17 protein-coding genes and 1 pseudogene are annotated in these 13,601 nt (G+C 67.4%); 14 read left to right on the top strand and 4 right to left on the bottom strand.

Annotated elements, in window-relative coordinates; genetic code table 11:
• Nucleotides 1-56: 56 nt before the first annotated feature.
• From BKK79_RS17670 to BKK79_RS17660, 3 genes are read left to right on the top strand one after another with little or no spacing between them, the layout of a single operon-like run.
• Nucleotides 57-659: a YfiR family protein gene (locus BKK79_RS17670; RefSeq protein WP_083384118.1), complete on the top strand. Its 603-nt coding sequence runs from the start codon at nucleotides 57-59 to the stop codon at nucleotides 657-659.
• Nucleotides 656-1,906 carry a diguanylate cyclase domain-containing protein gene (locus BKK79_RS17665; RefSeq protein WP_071038153.1) on the top strand — a complete coding sequence of 417 codons (1,251 nt, stop codon included), beginning with the start codon at nucleotides 656-658 and terminating at the stop codon, nucleotides 1,904-1,906. Before BKK79_RS17670 ends, BKK79_RS17665 begins: the two co-directional genes overlap by 4 nt.
• 24 nt (nucleotides 1,907-1,930) lie before the next feature.
• A complete protein-coding gene (locus BKK79_RS17660; RefSeq protein WP_083384119.1) occupies nucleotides 1,931-2,458 on the top strand; it encodes an OmpA family protein in 528 nt (175 codons plus the stop codon).
• Nucleotides 2,459-2,489: 31 nt separating this feature from the next.
• Here BKK79_RS17660 and BKK79_RS17655 read toward each other — a convergent pair whose 3' ends face one another.
• Complete coding sequence (locus tag BKK79_RS17655) at nucleotides 2,490-3,317, bottom strand: universal stress protein (RefSeq protein WP_071038152.1); 828 nt, start codon at nucleotides 3,315-3,317, stop codon at nucleotides 2,490-2,492.
• Between the two features lie 275 nt (nucleotides 3,318-3,592).
• On the opposite strand from BKK79_RS17655, the gene BKK79_RS17650 reads away from it, so the two are divergent.
• Both BKK79_RS17650 and BKK79_RS17645 read left to right on the top strand, forming a co-directional pair.
• Nucleotides 3,593-4,594 (top strand): zinc-dependent alcohol dehydrogenase family protein, encoded by a 1,002-nt coding sequence (locus tag BKK79_RS17650; RefSeq protein ID WP_071014182.1) that lies wholly within the window; start codon nucleotides 3,593-3,595, stop codon nucleotides 4,592-4,594.
• A 130-nt stretch (nucleotides 4,595-4,724) separates the two neighbouring features.
• Nucleotides 4,725-7,232, top strand: a complete 2,508-nt coding sequence (locus BKK79_RS17645) for an EAL domain-containing protein (RefSeq protein ID WP_071038151.1) — start codon at nucleotides 4,725-4,727, stop codon at nucleotides 7,230-7,232.
• Here the strand turns inward: BKK79_RS17645 and BKK79_RS17640 are convergent.
• Nucleotides 7,229-7,507: a hypothetical protein gene (locus tag BKK79_RS17640; RefSeq protein WP_071014187.1), complete on the bottom strand. Its 279-nt coding sequence runs from the start codon at nucleotides 7,505-7,507 to the stop codon at nucleotides 7,229-7,231. The genes BKK79_RS17645 and BKK79_RS17640 overlap by 4 nt on opposite strands.
• Nucleotides 7,508-7,742: 235 nt before the next feature.
• On the opposite strand from BKK79_RS17640, the gene BKK79_RS17635 reads away from it, so the two are divergent.
• Complete coding sequence (locus tag BKK79_RS17635) at nucleotides 7,743-8,399, top strand: peroxiredoxin (protein ID WP_071014189.1); 657 nt, start codon at nucleotides 7,743-7,745, stop codon at nucleotides 8,397-8,399.
• Nucleotides 8,396-8,716 carry a hypothetical protein gene (locus BKK79_RS17630; protein WP_071038150.1) on the top strand — a complete coding sequence of 107 codons (321 nt, stop codon included), beginning with the start codon at nucleotides 8,396-8,398 and terminating at the stop codon, nucleotides 8,714-8,716. The genes BKK79_RS17635 and BKK79_RS17630 overlap by 4 nt, the downstream gene beginning before the upstream one ends.
• 66 nt (nucleotides 8,717-8,782) lie before the next feature.
• Here BKK79_RS17630 and BKK79_RS17625 read toward each other — a convergent pair.
• A pseudogene (locus BKK79_RS17625) lies at nucleotides 8,783-9,409 on the bottom strand (NADPH-dependent F420 reductase).
• On the opposite strand from BKK79_RS17625, the gene BKK79_RS41550 reads away from it, so the two are divergent.
• A complete protein-coding gene (locus tag BKK79_RS41550) occupies nucleotides 9,377-9,820 on the top strand; it encodes a type II toxin-antitoxin system RelE family toxin (RefSeq protein ID WP_232346229.1) in 444 nt (147 codons plus the stop codon). The pseudogene BKK79_RS17625 and the gene BKK79_RS41550 overlap by 33 nt on opposite strands.
• Nucleotides 9,817-10,191 (top strand): helix-turn-helix domain-containing protein, encoded by a 375-nt coding sequence (locus BKK79_RS17615; protein ID WP_071038148.1) that lies wholly within the window; start codon nucleotides 9,817-9,819, stop codon nucleotides 10,189-10,191. Before BKK79_RS41550 ends, BKK79_RS17615 begins: the two co-directional genes overlap by 4 nt.
• Nucleotides 10,192-10,778: 587 nt before the next feature.
• Here the strand turns inward: BKK79_RS17615 and BKK79_RS17605 are convergent.
• Complete coding sequence (locus tag BKK79_RS17605; protein WP_071038146.1) at nucleotides 10,779-11,165, bottom strand: hypothetical protein; 387 nt, start codon at nucleotides 11,163-11,165, stop codon at nucleotides 10,779-10,781.
• 172 nt (nucleotides 11,166-11,337) lie between these two features.
• Between BKK79_RS17605 and BKK79_RS17600 the strand changes: the two genes are divergently transcribed.
• The 5 genes from BKK79_RS17600 (at nucleotide 11,338) to tnpB (ending at nucleotide 13,543) form a co-directional block, all read left to right on the top strand.
• Nucleotides 11,338-11,766 (top strand): hypothetical protein, encoded by a 429-nt coding sequence (locus tag BKK79_RS17600; protein ID WP_071038145.1) that lies wholly within the window; start codon nucleotides 11,338-11,340, stop codon nucleotides 11,764-11,766.
• Between the two features lie 329 nt (nucleotides 11,767-12,095).
• A complete protein-coding gene (locus tag BKK79_RS40410) occupies nucleotides 12,096-12,326 on the top strand; it encodes a hypothetical protein (protein WP_157128439.1) in 231 nt (76 codons plus the stop codon).
• A gap of 9 nt (nucleotides 12,327-12,335) precedes the next feature.
• Nucleotides 12,336-12,557: a hypothetical protein gene (locus BKK79_RS40405; protein WP_157128438.1), complete on the top strand. Its 222-nt coding sequence runs from the start codon at nucleotides 12,336-12,338 to the stop codon at nucleotides 12,555-12,557.
• 282 nt (nucleotides 12,558-12,839) lie between these two features.
• A complete protein-coding gene (gene tnpA, locus BKK79_RS17595) occupies nucleotides 12,840-13,211 on the top strand; it encodes an IS66-like element accessory protein TnpA (RefSeq protein ID WP_004633552.1) in 372 nt (123 codons plus the stop codon).
• A complete protein-coding gene (gene tnpB / locus BKK79_RS17590; protein WP_306303472.1) occupies nucleotides 13,178-13,543 on the top strand; it encodes an IS66 family insertion sequence element accessory protein TnpB in 366 nt (121 codons plus the stop codon). The genes tnpA and tnpB overlap by 34 nt, the downstream gene beginning before the upstream one ends.
• Nucleotides 13,544-13,601 lie beyond the last annotated feature (58 nt).

Here is a 13,601-nt window from a genome sequence, read left to right as displayed (position 1 = left end):
CATGACAATACCCGGTCGGTCGGCGCCCGCAGGCGTCGCCCGCCCCGAACCATGTCATGCGTCCGCCACTCCTTCCGTCCTTCCGGGCAGGCACCGGCAGCCACCACGTCCGCAGCGCCCCGCCACCTTGCGTGCTGGCCCTGCTCGCGCTGCTGCTGGCTATCTTTCCGCTGGCCCACGCGCCCGACGCGAGAGCCCAGACCCTGCAGCAACGCGCGGACGCGGTAGCCAAGACCGTATTCAACCTGCTCAGCTACGCACGCTGGCCGAGCGAGCCAGCGGTGTTGCGGCTGTGCGTGGAACGCTCCAGCCTCTATTCCGCCAAGCTGCTCGATGGAGGCACGCTGGCCAACGGGCGGCCGGTGCGCACGCGCGTGGTCGACGTTACCGGCAGCGACCTGGCGCGCGACTGCGACGCGCTCTACGTCGGCACCATGACCGATGACAAGCGCAAGCTGCTGGGACGAGAACTCAGCGGCCAGCCGGTACTGGTCATCAGCGAGGGAGACTTCGAGTGCGAGGTCGGCAGCATGTTCTGCCTCAGTGTGCGGGATGCGCAGGTGTCCTTCCGCGTCAATCTCGACTCGGTGGCCCGCAGCGGCATCCACGTCCACCCCGGCGTGCTGCAGCTCGGCCGTCGGCGGGGAACCACGCCATGATCGGAAACAACAGGCCCGGCACGCGCCCGACGCTGCAAAGCACCCTGCGGCGCATCCACCTGAGCGTGGCGCTCATCGCCATCTGCACCGCTGGCCTGTCGCTGACCGTGCTCGGCATCACCGCCCTGCGCGTCTACGCGGACCACAACCTGCGCCTGGTGGCACGCTCGGTGGCCTACGCGCTGGAGGCCCCGGTGGTGTTCAACGACAAGGCCGCCACCCGCGACGCCCTCGCGCTGATCGCCAGCGAGGACGTCGCCTATGCCAGCGTCTACGACCGCGGCGACCACCTGCTCGCCGAATGGCGGCGTCCCGATGCCCACCGGTTCTCGGGCCTCAGCCGGGCGATCGGCGAACTGCTGCTGGCGGAGCCGGTCGAGCAACCCATCCTGCATGATGCGCAGGCTGTGGGCTATCTGCGCCTGTCGGGGGATCCGGCCAACCTGCTCAGCTTCCTCGCCAGCGGCGCCTTCGGCCTGCTGGCCTGCCTGCTGCTCACCGCGGTCAGCGCCCACTATATGTCGCGCCGCATGCTGACGCACATCACCGAGCCGGTGCGCAACCTGATGCGGGTGGCACATGCGGTACGCTCGGATCGTGCCTTCGAGCAGCGCACCCCGCCCGCGCACATCGCCGAACTGCATGCGCTGGGAGAAGACTTCAACGGCCTGCTCGACGAACTGGAGGACTGGCAGAAGCAGTTGCAGCATGAGAACCGCTCGCTCGCCCACCAGGCCAGCCACGACGCGCTGACCGGACTGCTCAACCGGACGGCATTCGAGCAGGCGCTGGAGCGCACGCTGCGCGCGGTGCAGGCACAAGGACGGCACGCGGCCGTGCTGTACCTCGACAATGATGCCTTCAAGGACATCAACGACCGTTTCGGCCATGCCGCCGGCGACGAGGTACTGATCAGCGTGGCGGCCCGCGTGCGCGCCTGCCTGCGCGAAACGGACCTGGTGGCACGGCTCGGCGGCGACGAGTTCGCCGTGCTGCTGGCCCCGCTGCAGCGGCCGCAGGATGCGATCCGTGTGGTGGAGCACATCCTGTCGAGCCTGCGCGAGCCGATCATGCTGAAATCCGGCACATCGGTCACGGCCCCGGTCAGCATCGGCATCGCAACCTATCCGGCGCATGGCGGCACGGCGGAAGCCCTGCTGCGGGCGGCGGACGGCGCCATGTATGACGCCAAGCGCCGCTCGGGGGGCACCTGGCAAAGCGCCCCCCCGCCGGACGGCGCCGACTAGGGGAGAAGAAAAGGGAGGAGGGACGTGGGCACTGCACGAACCACCCGCAAGACCGCATCGGCGCATGCCTGCGCCCGCGCCGCGGCGGCACTGCTGCTAGCTGGCGCCCTGGCCCTGGCCGGCTGCCAGACCGCACCGTACCGCAAGCTCACCGCACAGCAGGTGGAAACGCTGCGGCAGCAGGGTTTCCACCTGACTGGCCTCGGCTGGGAACTGGACCTGTCGGAAAAGGTGCTGTTCGGCTTCGACGACGATGCGATCCCGCCCGAACGGCAAAGCAATCTGCGCAGGATCGGGCAGGCCTTGCTGGGCGCCGGCATCGACCATGTGCGGCTGGACGGCCATACCGACGACGCCGGCAGCACCGACTACAACCTGAAGCTCTCCTTGCGCCGCGCGCAGGCCATCGCCGGCGTGCTGGTGAGCGCGGGTTTCGCGCGCGACGATATCGAAGTGCGTGCCCTGGGCATGAGCCGGCCGGTGGCGGACAACCATACCCCCGAGGGCCGCGCACAGAATCGCCGCGTCGCGATCATCGTCACGGTCGACTGAGCACGGCGACGCCCGCGGTGGCGCCGGCGGCTCAATGCGACATCAACAGCGGCACCTCGGCGTGCCGCATCAATACCCGGGTGGCGCCCCCCATCACCAGTTCCCGCACACGCGAGTGGCCATAGCCACCGGCCACCAGCAGATCGGCGTGCAGATGGCCGACGGCGCGCAGCAGCGCGGGGCCGACCGCCTCCTGCGTCGGCACCGGCACCAGTTCGGCGCGGATCCCGTGCCGCGCCAGGTACGCGGCCAGTCCATCGCCCTGTGCCACGCCGCGCCCCTCCGGATCGACCGAGACCAGGCTGATCCGCTGCGCGCGCCTGAGCAAGGGCAGCGCATCGGCGACCGCGCGGGCTGCCTCGCGCCGGCCATCCCAGGCCACCGCAACATGGCGCGCCTCGACGCGGCGCACCTGCGGCGGCAGCACCAGCACCGGCCGGCCGGCATTCAGCAGCACGTACTCGGCAGTCTGCGCCGCCAGCACCGGCGCCAGGTCGGGCACCGGCGGACGCGCCACCAGGATGATGTCGGCCAGCCGGCCCTGCAAGGCCAGAGCCCAGCCAGGATCCTCGGCCAGCAGCATGTGGGCACAGCTTAGGCCGGGCGCTGCCTGTGCCACGATGCGGCGCAGGCGTTCCTCGTCCGCCGCGCGGCGCTGCTGCTGGCGCTGCTCGGCCTGGGCGGCATAGCGGCCGGCTTCCTCACCCGCGCCCCGGAACGGATCGGGACGGAAACCCGTGGCCGTCACGCCGACCACGTGCCCATCGCCTCCCAGGGCAGCCAGTGCGGCCGCTGCCTCGATGCGCGCGTCGCCGCCCTCGTCGTCGCCCATTTCCACCAGCACCGTCTTGAAGTCCATGTCGCCACCTCTCGGATGAAGTATCGGCGTGTTGCGCAGATCGCCCGCGAGTCCGGCGGGCCGGTACCCCGATCATAGCGCCGGACCGGCCCGACCCAGCCCGGCCGCCCCACGCAAAGGGGGATAGCATGGCAAAGCGGCCGGCACAGCACCTTGATACCGATCAAGCAGCCTGGCCCGGTGCCCGCCATACTGGATGCACGCCTGCGGCCCGTCCGCACCGATCCTGCCGTGCCCGCCGGGCATGAGCCGACATGTCCTCACCGGAGCCCGCCATGCCGCAAACCATGCGTGCCATGATCTTCGATGGCAGCAGCCCGCTGCTGCATCCGCGCGACGTACCGGTGCCGGAGCCGGGGCCGGGCGAACTGCGCATCGCCGTCAGTACCTGCGGCGTGTGCCGCACCGACCTGCACGTGGTGGACGGCGACCTGCCGCACCCCAAGCCGGCACTGATCCCGGGGCACGAGATCGTCGGCCGGGTCGAGTCCCTGGGCAGCGGCGTCAGCGGCTTCCAGGCAGGACAGCGCGTGGGCGTGCCCTGGCTCGGCCATACCTGCGGGCACTGCCCGTTCTGCCTCGCCCAGCGCGAGAACCTGTGTGACGCGCCGCGATTCACCGGCTACACACGCGATGGCGGCTATGCGGAATATGCCATCGCCGACAGCCGCTATTGCTTCGCCCTGCCGGACGCCTATGACGATGAACACGTGGCGCCGCTGCTGTGCGCCGGCCTGATCGGCTACCGCACCTTGCGCCTGGCCGGCGAAGCGGCGCGCCTCGGCATCTACGGCTTCGGCGCTGCCGCCCACGTGGTCGCCCAGATCGCGGTCGCACAGGGGCGAGAGGTATTTGCCTTCACGCGCCCGGGGGACCAGGCCGCGCAGCAGCTCGCGCGCGAGACCGGTTGCCGCTGGGCGGGCGCCAGCGGCGAGGCGCCGCCCGCCGTCCTGGATGCCGCCCTGATCTTCGCACCGGTCGGCGCGCTGGTGCCGCTCGCCCTGGGCGCAGTGGCGAAGGGCGGCACGGTGGTCTGCGGGGGCATCCACATGAGCGACCTGCCGGCCTTCCCCTACCGCCTGCTGTGGGAGGAGCGGCGCCTGCTCTCCGTCGCCAACCTGACGCGGGCGGATGGCATCGACCTGATGCGGCTGGCCGCCGCCATCCCACTGCGCACCCACACCACGCTCTACCCGCTGGAGCAAGCCAACGCGGCGCTGGCAGACCTGCGCGACGGCCGCCTTGCCGGCGCGGCCGTGCTGGACATCGGCCATTGAGCCGACCGGCGCTCCGGCCCGGGACGAGTCCCGGCCATTCCCACCGGCCGTGCCCATGGCATATACTCGGCCGGCGCAGCCATGTCGCGGCGCAGGAATCCCAACGCAACCGTGCGGAGAACGGACCAAGATGCAATGTCAGGCGCTAGGGCAAGCAGCGCTCGAACAGGCCGTCGACGCTGTGGTCGTGGTCGACGCCGAGGGGCGTGTGGTGCTCTTCAATGCCGCGGCGCAGGCCTTGTGGGAATGCATCCGTGCCGAAGCGATCGGCCGCGCCGCCGCGGAGCTGGGCCTGCCGCCCGAGGGTGGCAATGGCGCCGTGCCACCGGTGCTGCAGCGCCCGCCCCAGGACGGCGGCAGGCTCGCCGTTCGCCTGCATACCTCCCGCCTCGATAGCGGCGAGCTGGCCTATTTCGCCGCGCCCGACGACGGTGGCCGCGCGTCCGCCCTTTCCTCGGCCTATCTCGATCACGCCGGCAACCCTGTCCTGTTCCTCGACCTGGACGGCTATGTCAGCCACGTCAACCGCGCCTTCACCAGTGTCTTCGGACTGCAGCGCCACCAGGCGGTCGGGCGCCGCGCGCTGGACCTGATGCGCCCCGCCCGCACCAGCGAAGCGCATCTGGCGCAGATGCTGGACGAACTCAGGCAGGGCACGATGCTGCACCGCGAAGCCCTGCTCGCCGACCGCCATGGCCGGCCCCGCTGGTTCGCCACGGCAATCAACCCGCTGCGGCAGGCCGACGGCGCGATCACGGGCGCCATCTGCACGCTGACGGACATCAGCGACACCAAATTGCGTGACACCATCCAGCGCAAGGCACTGGAGGCCTTGGCCAAGGACGTGTCCAGCGCAGAGATGATGGACAGCCTGTGCCGGCAGATCGAAGCGGTGTCCCCTGGGGTTCTGGTCAGCGTGGTCCGCATCGCCGACGGCAGGCTGCGCACCCTGGCAGCTCCCGGACTGCCCGCGGCATGCGTGAGCCGGATCGACGGACTGGAGATCGGGCCGACGGTGGGCTCCTGCGGCACTGCCGCCCACTTCGGCAAGCCGGTGCTGGTCACCGACATCGCCAGCGACCCCTTGTGGGCCGCCTACCGGGACCTGGTCCTGCCGCACGGCCTGAAGGCCTGCTGGTCGACGCCGATCAAGACCTACGACGGTCAGGTCGCCGGCGTGTTCGCGCTGTATTTCCACGAATGCCGGGGTCCCGACGCGCTGCACCGCAGCCTGGTCGACGTGGGCACCTACCTGTGCGCGCTGGCGCTCGAACGCGACGCCGCGCGCGAACGCATCGAGCGCCTGGCCTACTACGATCCGCTGACCGGACTGCCCAACCGCCAGTTGCTGCTGGCACGCCTCGACGATGCGGTGGCGTCGGCACGAGCCACGGGGCAGGCGCTGGCCGTGCTGTTCATCGATATCGACGACTTCAAGCGGGTCAACGAAGCCGACGGGCATGCCATGGGCGACCGGGTGCTCGGCAACGTGGCGGCGCGCCTGGCCGGCGTGGTCGGCCAGGCCGGCACGATCGGCCGCCTGGGCGGCGACGAATTCGGCGTGGTCCTGCCGGACCATGACCTGGCCCGCGCCAAGGCGCTGGCCGAGGCGCTGCTGGCTGCCCTGGCTGCGCCCCCCGCCGGCGGCGGGCAAGCCCTGCCCGCCTCGGCCAGCATCGGCGCCAGCGCGCTCAGCGGCAGCGGTTGCGACGGCCCGACCCTGCTCAAGCAGGCAGACCTGGCCATGTACCAGGCCAAGAAGGGTGGCGGCCACCAGATCGGCATCTACGATGTGGCGGTGGCGCGGCGCCTGGCCGAGCATCGTGAGCTGGCCACCGAGCTGCGCGCCGCGCTGGCAAACGGCACGCTGCAGCAGTACTACCAGCCGCAGATACAGCTGGCCGACGGCCGGCTGTGCGCCGTCGAGGCACTGGCGCGCTGGTTCCACCCGCAACGGGGAGAGATCACGCCCTCCCGCTTCATCCCGCTGGCCGAGGAGGAGGGCCTGATCACCGCGCTGGGCAAGTGGGCGATCGAGGCCGCCTGCGCACAGCTGGCGCAGTGGCGCGCGGCCGGCGTCGGCGTACCGCGCATCTCAGTCAACCTGTCGCCGATCGACCTGCGCGATCCCGCGCTGCCCGGCCGCATCGAGCAGACCCTGGCGCGTCACGGGCTGGTGCCGGCGGACCTGATCATCGAGATCACGGAAAGCGTATTCCTCGAGCATTCGGCCGGCACCGGTGCCAGCGTCGCGGCCCTGCGGCGGCTCGGCGTCCCGCTCTCGATCGACGACTTCGGCACCGGCTTCTCGACGCTGAGCCGGCTGATGCGCCTGCCGGTGGACGAGATCAAGCTGGACCGCTCCTTCCTTGTCTCGCTGGAAACGAGCGCGGAAGCCCGCACGCTGGTGGAAGCCGTGATCCGCATCGGACGCAGCCTCGACCTGACCGTGGTGGCGGAGGGTGTCAGCAGCACCTTCCAGCACCGCTTCCTGGCCACCCACGGTTGCCAGGTCGGGCAAGGCTTCCTGTTCTCGCGCGCGGTTCCGGCCACTGCGGTGGCGGCATGGCCTGCCCAGTGGCCGCTCGCCGACCCTGGCGCGGATGCCGGCGCAAGCGACGCCGCACGCTGCGGCTAGGCAGACAGCGGCCCGAACAAGCCGCACTCCAGGTCGCTTTCGAACTGCTCCAGCCAGGTACCGGGCGGATCGTCCTCGTAGACGCTCTGTGCCTCCGTGCCGGCACGCTTGACCGAGACCTTGCGCGTGGCCACGCTGGCATCGCTGCCGGCACCTGCGTCACGCGTCTCGTCCGTCACCTCGAAATCGCCCGGCGCCAGACCTACGCGCTTGCAGATCTCCGCCATCTGCTCCCGTTCCGCGACCGGGAAATCCTGAATCTGACGCTTGATCATCACTCGCCCCCTAATCTCAACGGACGGGCCGCATCGGACAGGACCGGCACCGGTGCCCGCCGCCGGCACCGCGCGGACTCGGCCGCTCACATGCACGCGGCCGCGCCCCTTGCCCGATGAGTCTACTCCCGGCTAAGAATCGGTGCTGCGCAAGCAGCCTATACTGGCTTGGCCGGCCCCTCGCCGGCAACCCGTCCGTTTCGCATACCTGCCACCTTGCTCATGGAGGTCAACCATGTCGATCCGCATCGGCGACGAAGCCCCCGACTTCACCGCAGACACCACCGAAGGCCAAATCCGCTTCCATGACTGGATCGGCGACAAATGGGCGATCCTGTTCTCCCACCCGAAAGACTTCACGCCGGTCTGCACCACCGAGCTGGGCTATATGGCGCGCCTCAAGCCGGAGTTCGACAAGCGCGGCACCAAGATCATCGGCCTCAGCATCGACCCGGTATCCGATCACCAGCGCTGGGTGCAGGACATCGAGCAGACCCAGGGCCACGCGGTCAACTACCCGCTGATCGGCGACGCCGACCTGACCGTCGCCAAGCTCTACGACATGATCCACCCCAACGCCAGCGGCGGCGGACCGCGCACGGCAGTGGACAACGCCACGGTACGTTCCGTCTTCATCGTCGGCCCGGACAAGAAGGTCAAGGCGATGCTGGTCTACCCGATGAGCGCTGGGCGCAACTTCGACGAAGTGCTGCGCCTGCTCGACGCCCTTCAGCTCAACGCGCGCCACACCGTGGCCACGCCCGTGAACTGGCGGCCCGGCGACGACGTAATCATCCCGACCTCGGTTTCCGATGAGGACGCCAAGAAGAAGTACCCGCAAGGCTTCCGCACCCTGAAACCCTATCTGCGCGTAGTGGCCGAACCGAAATGAGCACGCAGGACGGCCCCCGGCGCGTACGGGAAACACGTGTCTCGGCGACGCTACCCGCCACCGACATCGAGTGGCTGCACCGCTCGCTGCCGGACGGTGGCTCCCAGTGGGGCCTGAGCCTCACCCTCCAGGCCGACGAGCGAGCGATGGAGCGCTGGCTGCGCGGCGTAGCCGTGCCGGCCGGCGCGCACGCGGTGGAAGGCTGGTTGCTGGCGCCATGGACGATCTGGGCAACCTGGACGGCGTGGGCGCCGTGGCTGGCCTGGCATCCCCTGCTGGCGATGGTGCTGCACGCGGCGCCGCGCCCGCGCGTTTGATCCGGCCCTCCTGCCGTAGGCGCTGTCGATCGGCGGTGCTTTTCGCATGACACAATGGACTATCGACTATCGCGCGCCAGCCGGGTTCGGCAGCCGCGCGATACGCTCCCGCATCGCCTGCGCCGAGCCTATCTGGTGGAACAGCGGACCGCCTGGCGCGAAACTGTCGGCGCTGGCGCGGCCGCCCACCACGACCGGCTCGAAACCTGCATCGCGCACGAGTTGCTTGGCCACGCGCAGCGCCTGCGGGTCATCGCCTGCGATCGGCACCGCCACCGGCTCGCCGGCATGGTGGCTTTCGCTGGCGAAGGCAGCCGCCGCCATGAAATTGAAGGCGCGTACCACCCCGGGCGCCGGGCAGGAATCGCGCGGTCGTGATGCCGATGCCGTCACGCAGCGCCAGCGCACAGCATTGCCGTCGCGCTCGCGAAAGGCATTGGTCGCATCTATCACCACCTTGCCCGACAGGGCCCGCCCATAGTCCCGGGCGATCTCGGGCAGCGCCTTGTACGGCACCGCCAGGAAGACCACGTCCGCAAAGGCGATGGCCTGTGCCACGGAGCCTGCCTGCGCCAGCGGGCGCAATTCGTCAGGATGACGCGACGAGAACAGCACTGGATGGCCGGCCTGCACCCACAAGCCGCCGATGGTGCCACCGATATGGCCGGCACCGATGACGCCCACCGGCTGCATGCGTGCGGCACCGGGTTGCGCGCGCAGCCCCTGCGCCCGCCCGCCCAGAGCAGCCAGGGCCGCCGCGGCGGCAAACCCGGCCAGCCAGCCGCGCCGGCCCGGATCGACAGCACCAGTCTCGCGCGCGACCCGCTCGAATCTGAGACGCGGCGAGTAGCTGGCCTCGCGCGCAAAGATCAGCACCGGCCGCAGGGCGCGGCCCTTGCCCGGAACGTGGCGGCCACGATCATGGCGAAAATCGAAGCGCTGGCGGCGGACCCCTACGGGCCGAACCCTGACGCCAAGAAGCTGGCCGGCATCGAGGGATACCGGCTGCGCGTGGGCGATTGGCGCGTGCTATACCGAATCGAGGACGGCCGACTGGTGATCGTCGTGCTGGCAATCAATCCGCGCGGAGGCGCATACAAATGATCGACATCCAATTCATCGAACGCGACGGCCACCGCGAATATGCGGTGGTGCCCATCGAGATCTGGGACAAGGTCAAAGACCTGATCGAGGATCTGGACGATGCCGCTATGCTGAAGCAAGCGATGGCGGAAGACGATGGCACCCGCATTCCGCATGCTGTACTCAAGGCCGAACTGGCGGGCGACCATCCGATCAAGGCATGGCGCGAGCACCGAGGCATCACGCAGGAGGCGCTCGCCTCGGCCGCCGGCATCAGCAAGCCCTACTTGAGCCAGATGGAAAACCGGGAGCGCGATGGAAGCGTCGACGTGCTGCAGAAGCTGGCCACCGCGCTGGAGGTGCAGATGGACCTGCTGGTCGAGCAGGCCTGAGCGAGCAAAAAAGGATTCGCCGGCTCCTGGGAAACCCAAGGTCGCTTATCGACCCATTGCGGTCCTGGGCTTTGGTCGATCTCGTCGCCCCAAAGCAGTCGCCGAACGATGAAATCCAGCGGAGCCATGCGGCCAGGGCTACGTCAACGAGGAGAGCGGCCGCGCCGGCGGGTGGGAATCGCTTGGGCGGAACTTCATGGAGCGGGGGATAGCGGAGACGGACGTCACAGTGCCCTTCAACGAGCACGACATCCGCGCCAAGGCGGCGAACGACGCCGAAGACCTTGAGCACGCGCGAGCCCTGATGTCTCACGCGAGCACGGCGACGACCAAGCGGGTGTACCGGCGGAAACCGGAGGTGGTGGCCCCGCTGCAGGCAAACAAAAAGGGCTTGGGTCACGTTTCCATGACCCAAGCCCTTTGCTATGACCCAGCGGTTAGTGCAACCAACCCGCTAAGCCTTACGTATTCAGTGGCGGAGAGAGGGGGATTCGAACCCCCGCGATGCCTTGCTGCATAAGGCTTTGCGGGGGGGTGATGCGATATTGCTGCGATTCCGGACCGGCCCGCCCTGGTCGTCGGCTCCCTCAGTAGTAGCTGTCGCGGCCACGAATGTAGGTTACGGCCGCAATTGCAATCAACATGAGCCAGATCAGAAACTGCACCCACCCCAAACCCAAGTACGTGACAAGCGACCCCTCTCCTGGGATAAGAAAATGGAAGGTTGCCTTTTCAGCCAAGTTGTTCAGGACAGGCAGACAACCGGGCCACATGCAAACTGGGAAGACGGCAACACGGGTGCCAAAGGGCAAAGAAGAGTCCAGCAAGTGCCCTAATCCAGCAGCTACCACGGCACCTACCACAATCAGCGCCACTGAGAACATCGTGGGAACCCAATCCGCGCCAATCTGACGGGAGGCCCAAAGGCACGCCAGCGCGAAACCGAAGAGGAGAGGGGGAATTGCCTTGTCCATGTTGCCTTGTACCGAGCCGTCAAAATGAATGTCTTGGCTGTATCGACAACATTAGCAAGAAGTTAAGCCCTCTCCTCTTATCTCAGCCCCCCTGCATGCTGGTTCAAGTGCTTGGCCGGCTGCTCGCTATGCTATACTGCGTAGTGTATTTTAATCCAAGAGAGACAGTCGCATGAAGTTTGACCCCGACTCGAAAGTGCGCAGCCAGCGGGAGAACATGCAAGCGTATCAGCTACGGCTGCCCAAGGAAGTCATACGCGATCTGCAAATTTTGCGTGTCTTTGGAGGAGTCAAGGTGTCGGAGGAGCTTCGGGACATCGTCTGCGCCTATGTGGCAGAGCGGCAGGGCCTGATACAGAAAGCAGCAGCGGCTGTTATGCCTGTAGAGACTCTGCTGGCACAGGCGGGAAATGATGACCGGAGCCAGATGAACGCCGACATACGTTCCCTCGTAGACTCTGGCGAAGCGCGGACCCTCACAGCGACCGAGGGCCCCCTCGTGATCGGCGGTGTTGATACGGAAGGCAACCACACGGTTAAGGTGGTTCCTAACGAGAACGAGGGGCGCACAAGCACTCTCGTTGAGAACAAGCGGAAGTAACGCAAAAGCCGCAATCCATGCGGCCACAAGAATTCTGTTGCGTAGTGGTTTTTATTTATATAAACTTGCAAACCTTGCTTGAGAAAAGGGAGCTGCATACGCGATAAATACTCTCCCAAAGGTTTGCGTAGTGGTTTTTTATTGTACACACTTGAAAATGTACATAACGAGCGGCATAGCCGCCCGCCGAGCCGTTGGCGAAAAAGTACGGCCGGCGACCCGGTGCCCGAGAGTGCGACAGCAGCGAACCGGAAGATCACGAGCTAGCCAAGAGGTTAGATAAGGCGATTCGAGGAGTCCCCTTACCTAACCGAATGAGGAGACCTCGCATGTCCTATGCAGAACGCAAAGCCAAACGCAAGGCAAAGCACGAACGACAGCTTGAGCGCGCCCGCGCCGCGCACCAACGCACTACCGAGGCGATGCAGGTCAGCCGGGTATATGCAGCCGATGACTTTCACCGGGACGCAAACCGCCTTGGCCCTGCATTCAATCGGCCACTCACGCCGAGGGGCGCAGGCGTCTACAGCGTGACTACTGCCTGCACGGCGACCCTGTGAGAAGAGCACATGCACACATTTAACGTTCCCAATCTGCCAGCGCCCGCAGCTAAAGCAGCAATTGCAGCCCTCACGCTGTACGGCTTCCAAGTTCTCGCCAACTGGCAGGACAACGGCGTTGCCGTCCGGGTTCGCTGCTGTATGCCGGAGGCTCACATTGCCGCTGCCGAATTCGCAAAGATTCTGCCCGGAGGCTCAAGCGTGCGCGTAGAGGATGCGCTGATTACATGACGTAGCCCAGCACTACGAACACCACGAGGGACGCGAAAGCGTCCCTTTTCTTTTGCGCCGATAGCCGCCCGTTAGTGGGCACTACCAGAGTTGCATGACAGACCTAGTAGGGAGGGCGAGCCAAGCCCGCAGGCCCGTGCACGACACGGGAGGCAAACGAGGTCAGAGGGTGAGCGCTGCACCCTTCAGCAAGGTCGGGAGGCCGTAAGCACCCGGTGAACCCGTCTTGAAGGGGACCCGCGTAGCAAGGAGCATCGTGTCCATCTAGTTCTAGGTGGACACGTGGACACTATCGAAGAGAGCGCGCCAATACGGCGCCGACGTCGGCATAGCGCCGAGTTCAAGGCCAAGGCAGTGCAGGAGTGCATGCAGCCGGGTGTTTCGATCGCGGCGATAGCCCTGCACCATCGCCTCAATGCGAATCTGCTGCGGCGCTGGGTCGCCGAGCAGGAAGCAAAGAATGGCGCGCCTGAGGACCGCGAGTTGATGAGGGTGCCGCAAGGCGAGTTCATCCCGTTGCGGATCGGCGAGCCGACCACTGCCGTGCCGGACATCCAGATCGAAGTCCGCCGTGGCGCGACGACGATCAGTCTTCGCTGGCCGGGATCGGCCGCAGCGCAGTGCGCCCAGTGGCTGCAAGGGTGGTTGCGTTGATTCGGGTGGACGCGATCTGGTTGGCCGTGGAGCCGCTGGACATGCGCGCCGGTACCGAAACGATCCTCGCGCGGGTCGTCAAGGTGTTCGGCGCGGCACGCCCCCACCACGCCTACCTGTTTGCCAATAAGAGTTCGACGCGCATGAAGGTGCTGGTCTACGACGGCTTCGGCATCTGGCTGGCCGCGCGGCGCCTCAACAAGGGGCGCTTCATCTGGACGAACGGCGACCAGGCGATCGCCACGGCGCTCAATCCCGAGCAATTGCGTGCGCTGGTGACGGGGCTGCCTTGGCAGACGCTCACCCACGACCACGCGATCACGGTCGTGTAATACCCCCAAAGCCGTAAACTGGCTTCCTTCCAGAGGACTTGGGGTTCTGGCAGACTCG

Source organism: Cupriavidus sp. USMAA2-4 (assembly GCF_001854305.1).
Taxonomy (GTDB): Bacteria; Pseudomonadota; Gammaproteobacteria; order Burkholderiales; family Burkholderiaceae; genus Cupriavidus; species Cupriavidus malaysiensis.
This window is presented reverse-complemented; position numbering and strand designations above follow the sequence as displayed.

Coding starts and splice junctions, on each gene's coding strand:
- BKK79_RS17670 (WP_083384118.1), top strand. CDS start 57: ATGCGTCCGCCACTCCTTCCGTCCTTCCGGGCAGGCACCGGCAGCCAC.
- BKK79_RS17605 (WP_071038146.1), bottom strand. CDS start 11,165: ATGGACAAGGCAATTCCCCCTCTCCTCTTCGGTTTCGCGCTGGCGTGC.
- BKK79_RS17665 (WP_071038153.1), top strand. CDS start 656: ATGATCGGAAACAACAGGCCCGGCACGCGCCCGACGCTGCAAAGCACC.
- BKK79_RS17600 (WP_071038145.1), top strand. CDS start 11,338: ATGAAGTTTGACCCCGACTCGAAAGTGCGCAGCCAGCGGGAGAACATG.
- BKK79_RS40405 (WP_157128438.1), top strand. CDS start 12,336: ATGCACACATTTAACGTTCCCAATCTGCCAGCGCCCGCAGCTAAAGCA.
- BKK79_RS40410 (WP_157128439.1), top strand. CDS start 12,096: ATGTCCTATGCAGAACGCAAAGCCAAACGCAAGGCAAAGCACGAACGA.
- BKK79_RS17615 (WP_071038148.1), top strand. CDS start 9,817: ATGATCGACATCCAATTCATCGAACGCGACGGCCACCGCGAATATGCG.
- BKK79_RS17635 (WP_071014189.1), top strand. CDS start 7,743: ATGTCGATCCGCATCGGCGACGAAGCCCCCGACTTCACCGCAGACACC.
- BKK79_RS17650 (WP_071014182.1), top strand. CDS start 3,593: ATGCCGCAAACCATGCGTGCCATGATCTTCGATGGCAGCAGCCCGCTG.
- BKK79_RS17630 (WP_071038150.1), top strand. CDS start 8,396: ATGAGCACGCAGGACGGCCCCCGGCGCGTACGGGAAACACGTGTCTCG.
- BKK79_RS17640 (WP_071014187.1), bottom strand. CDS start 7,507: ATGATCAAGCGTCAGATTCAGGATTTCCCGGTCGCGGAACGGGAGCAG.
- BKK79_RS17645 (WP_071038151.1), top strand. CDS start 4,725: ATGCAATGTCAGGCGCTAGGGCAAGCAGCGCTCGAACAGGCCGTCGAC.
- BKK79_RS17655 (WP_071038152.1), bottom strand. CDS start 3,317: ATGGACTTCAAGACGGTGCTGGTGGAAATGGGCGACGACGAGGGCGGC.
- BKK79_RS41550 (WP_232346229.1), top strand. CDS start 9,377: ATGGCCGGCACCGATGACGCCCACCGGCTGCATGCGTGCGGCACCGGG.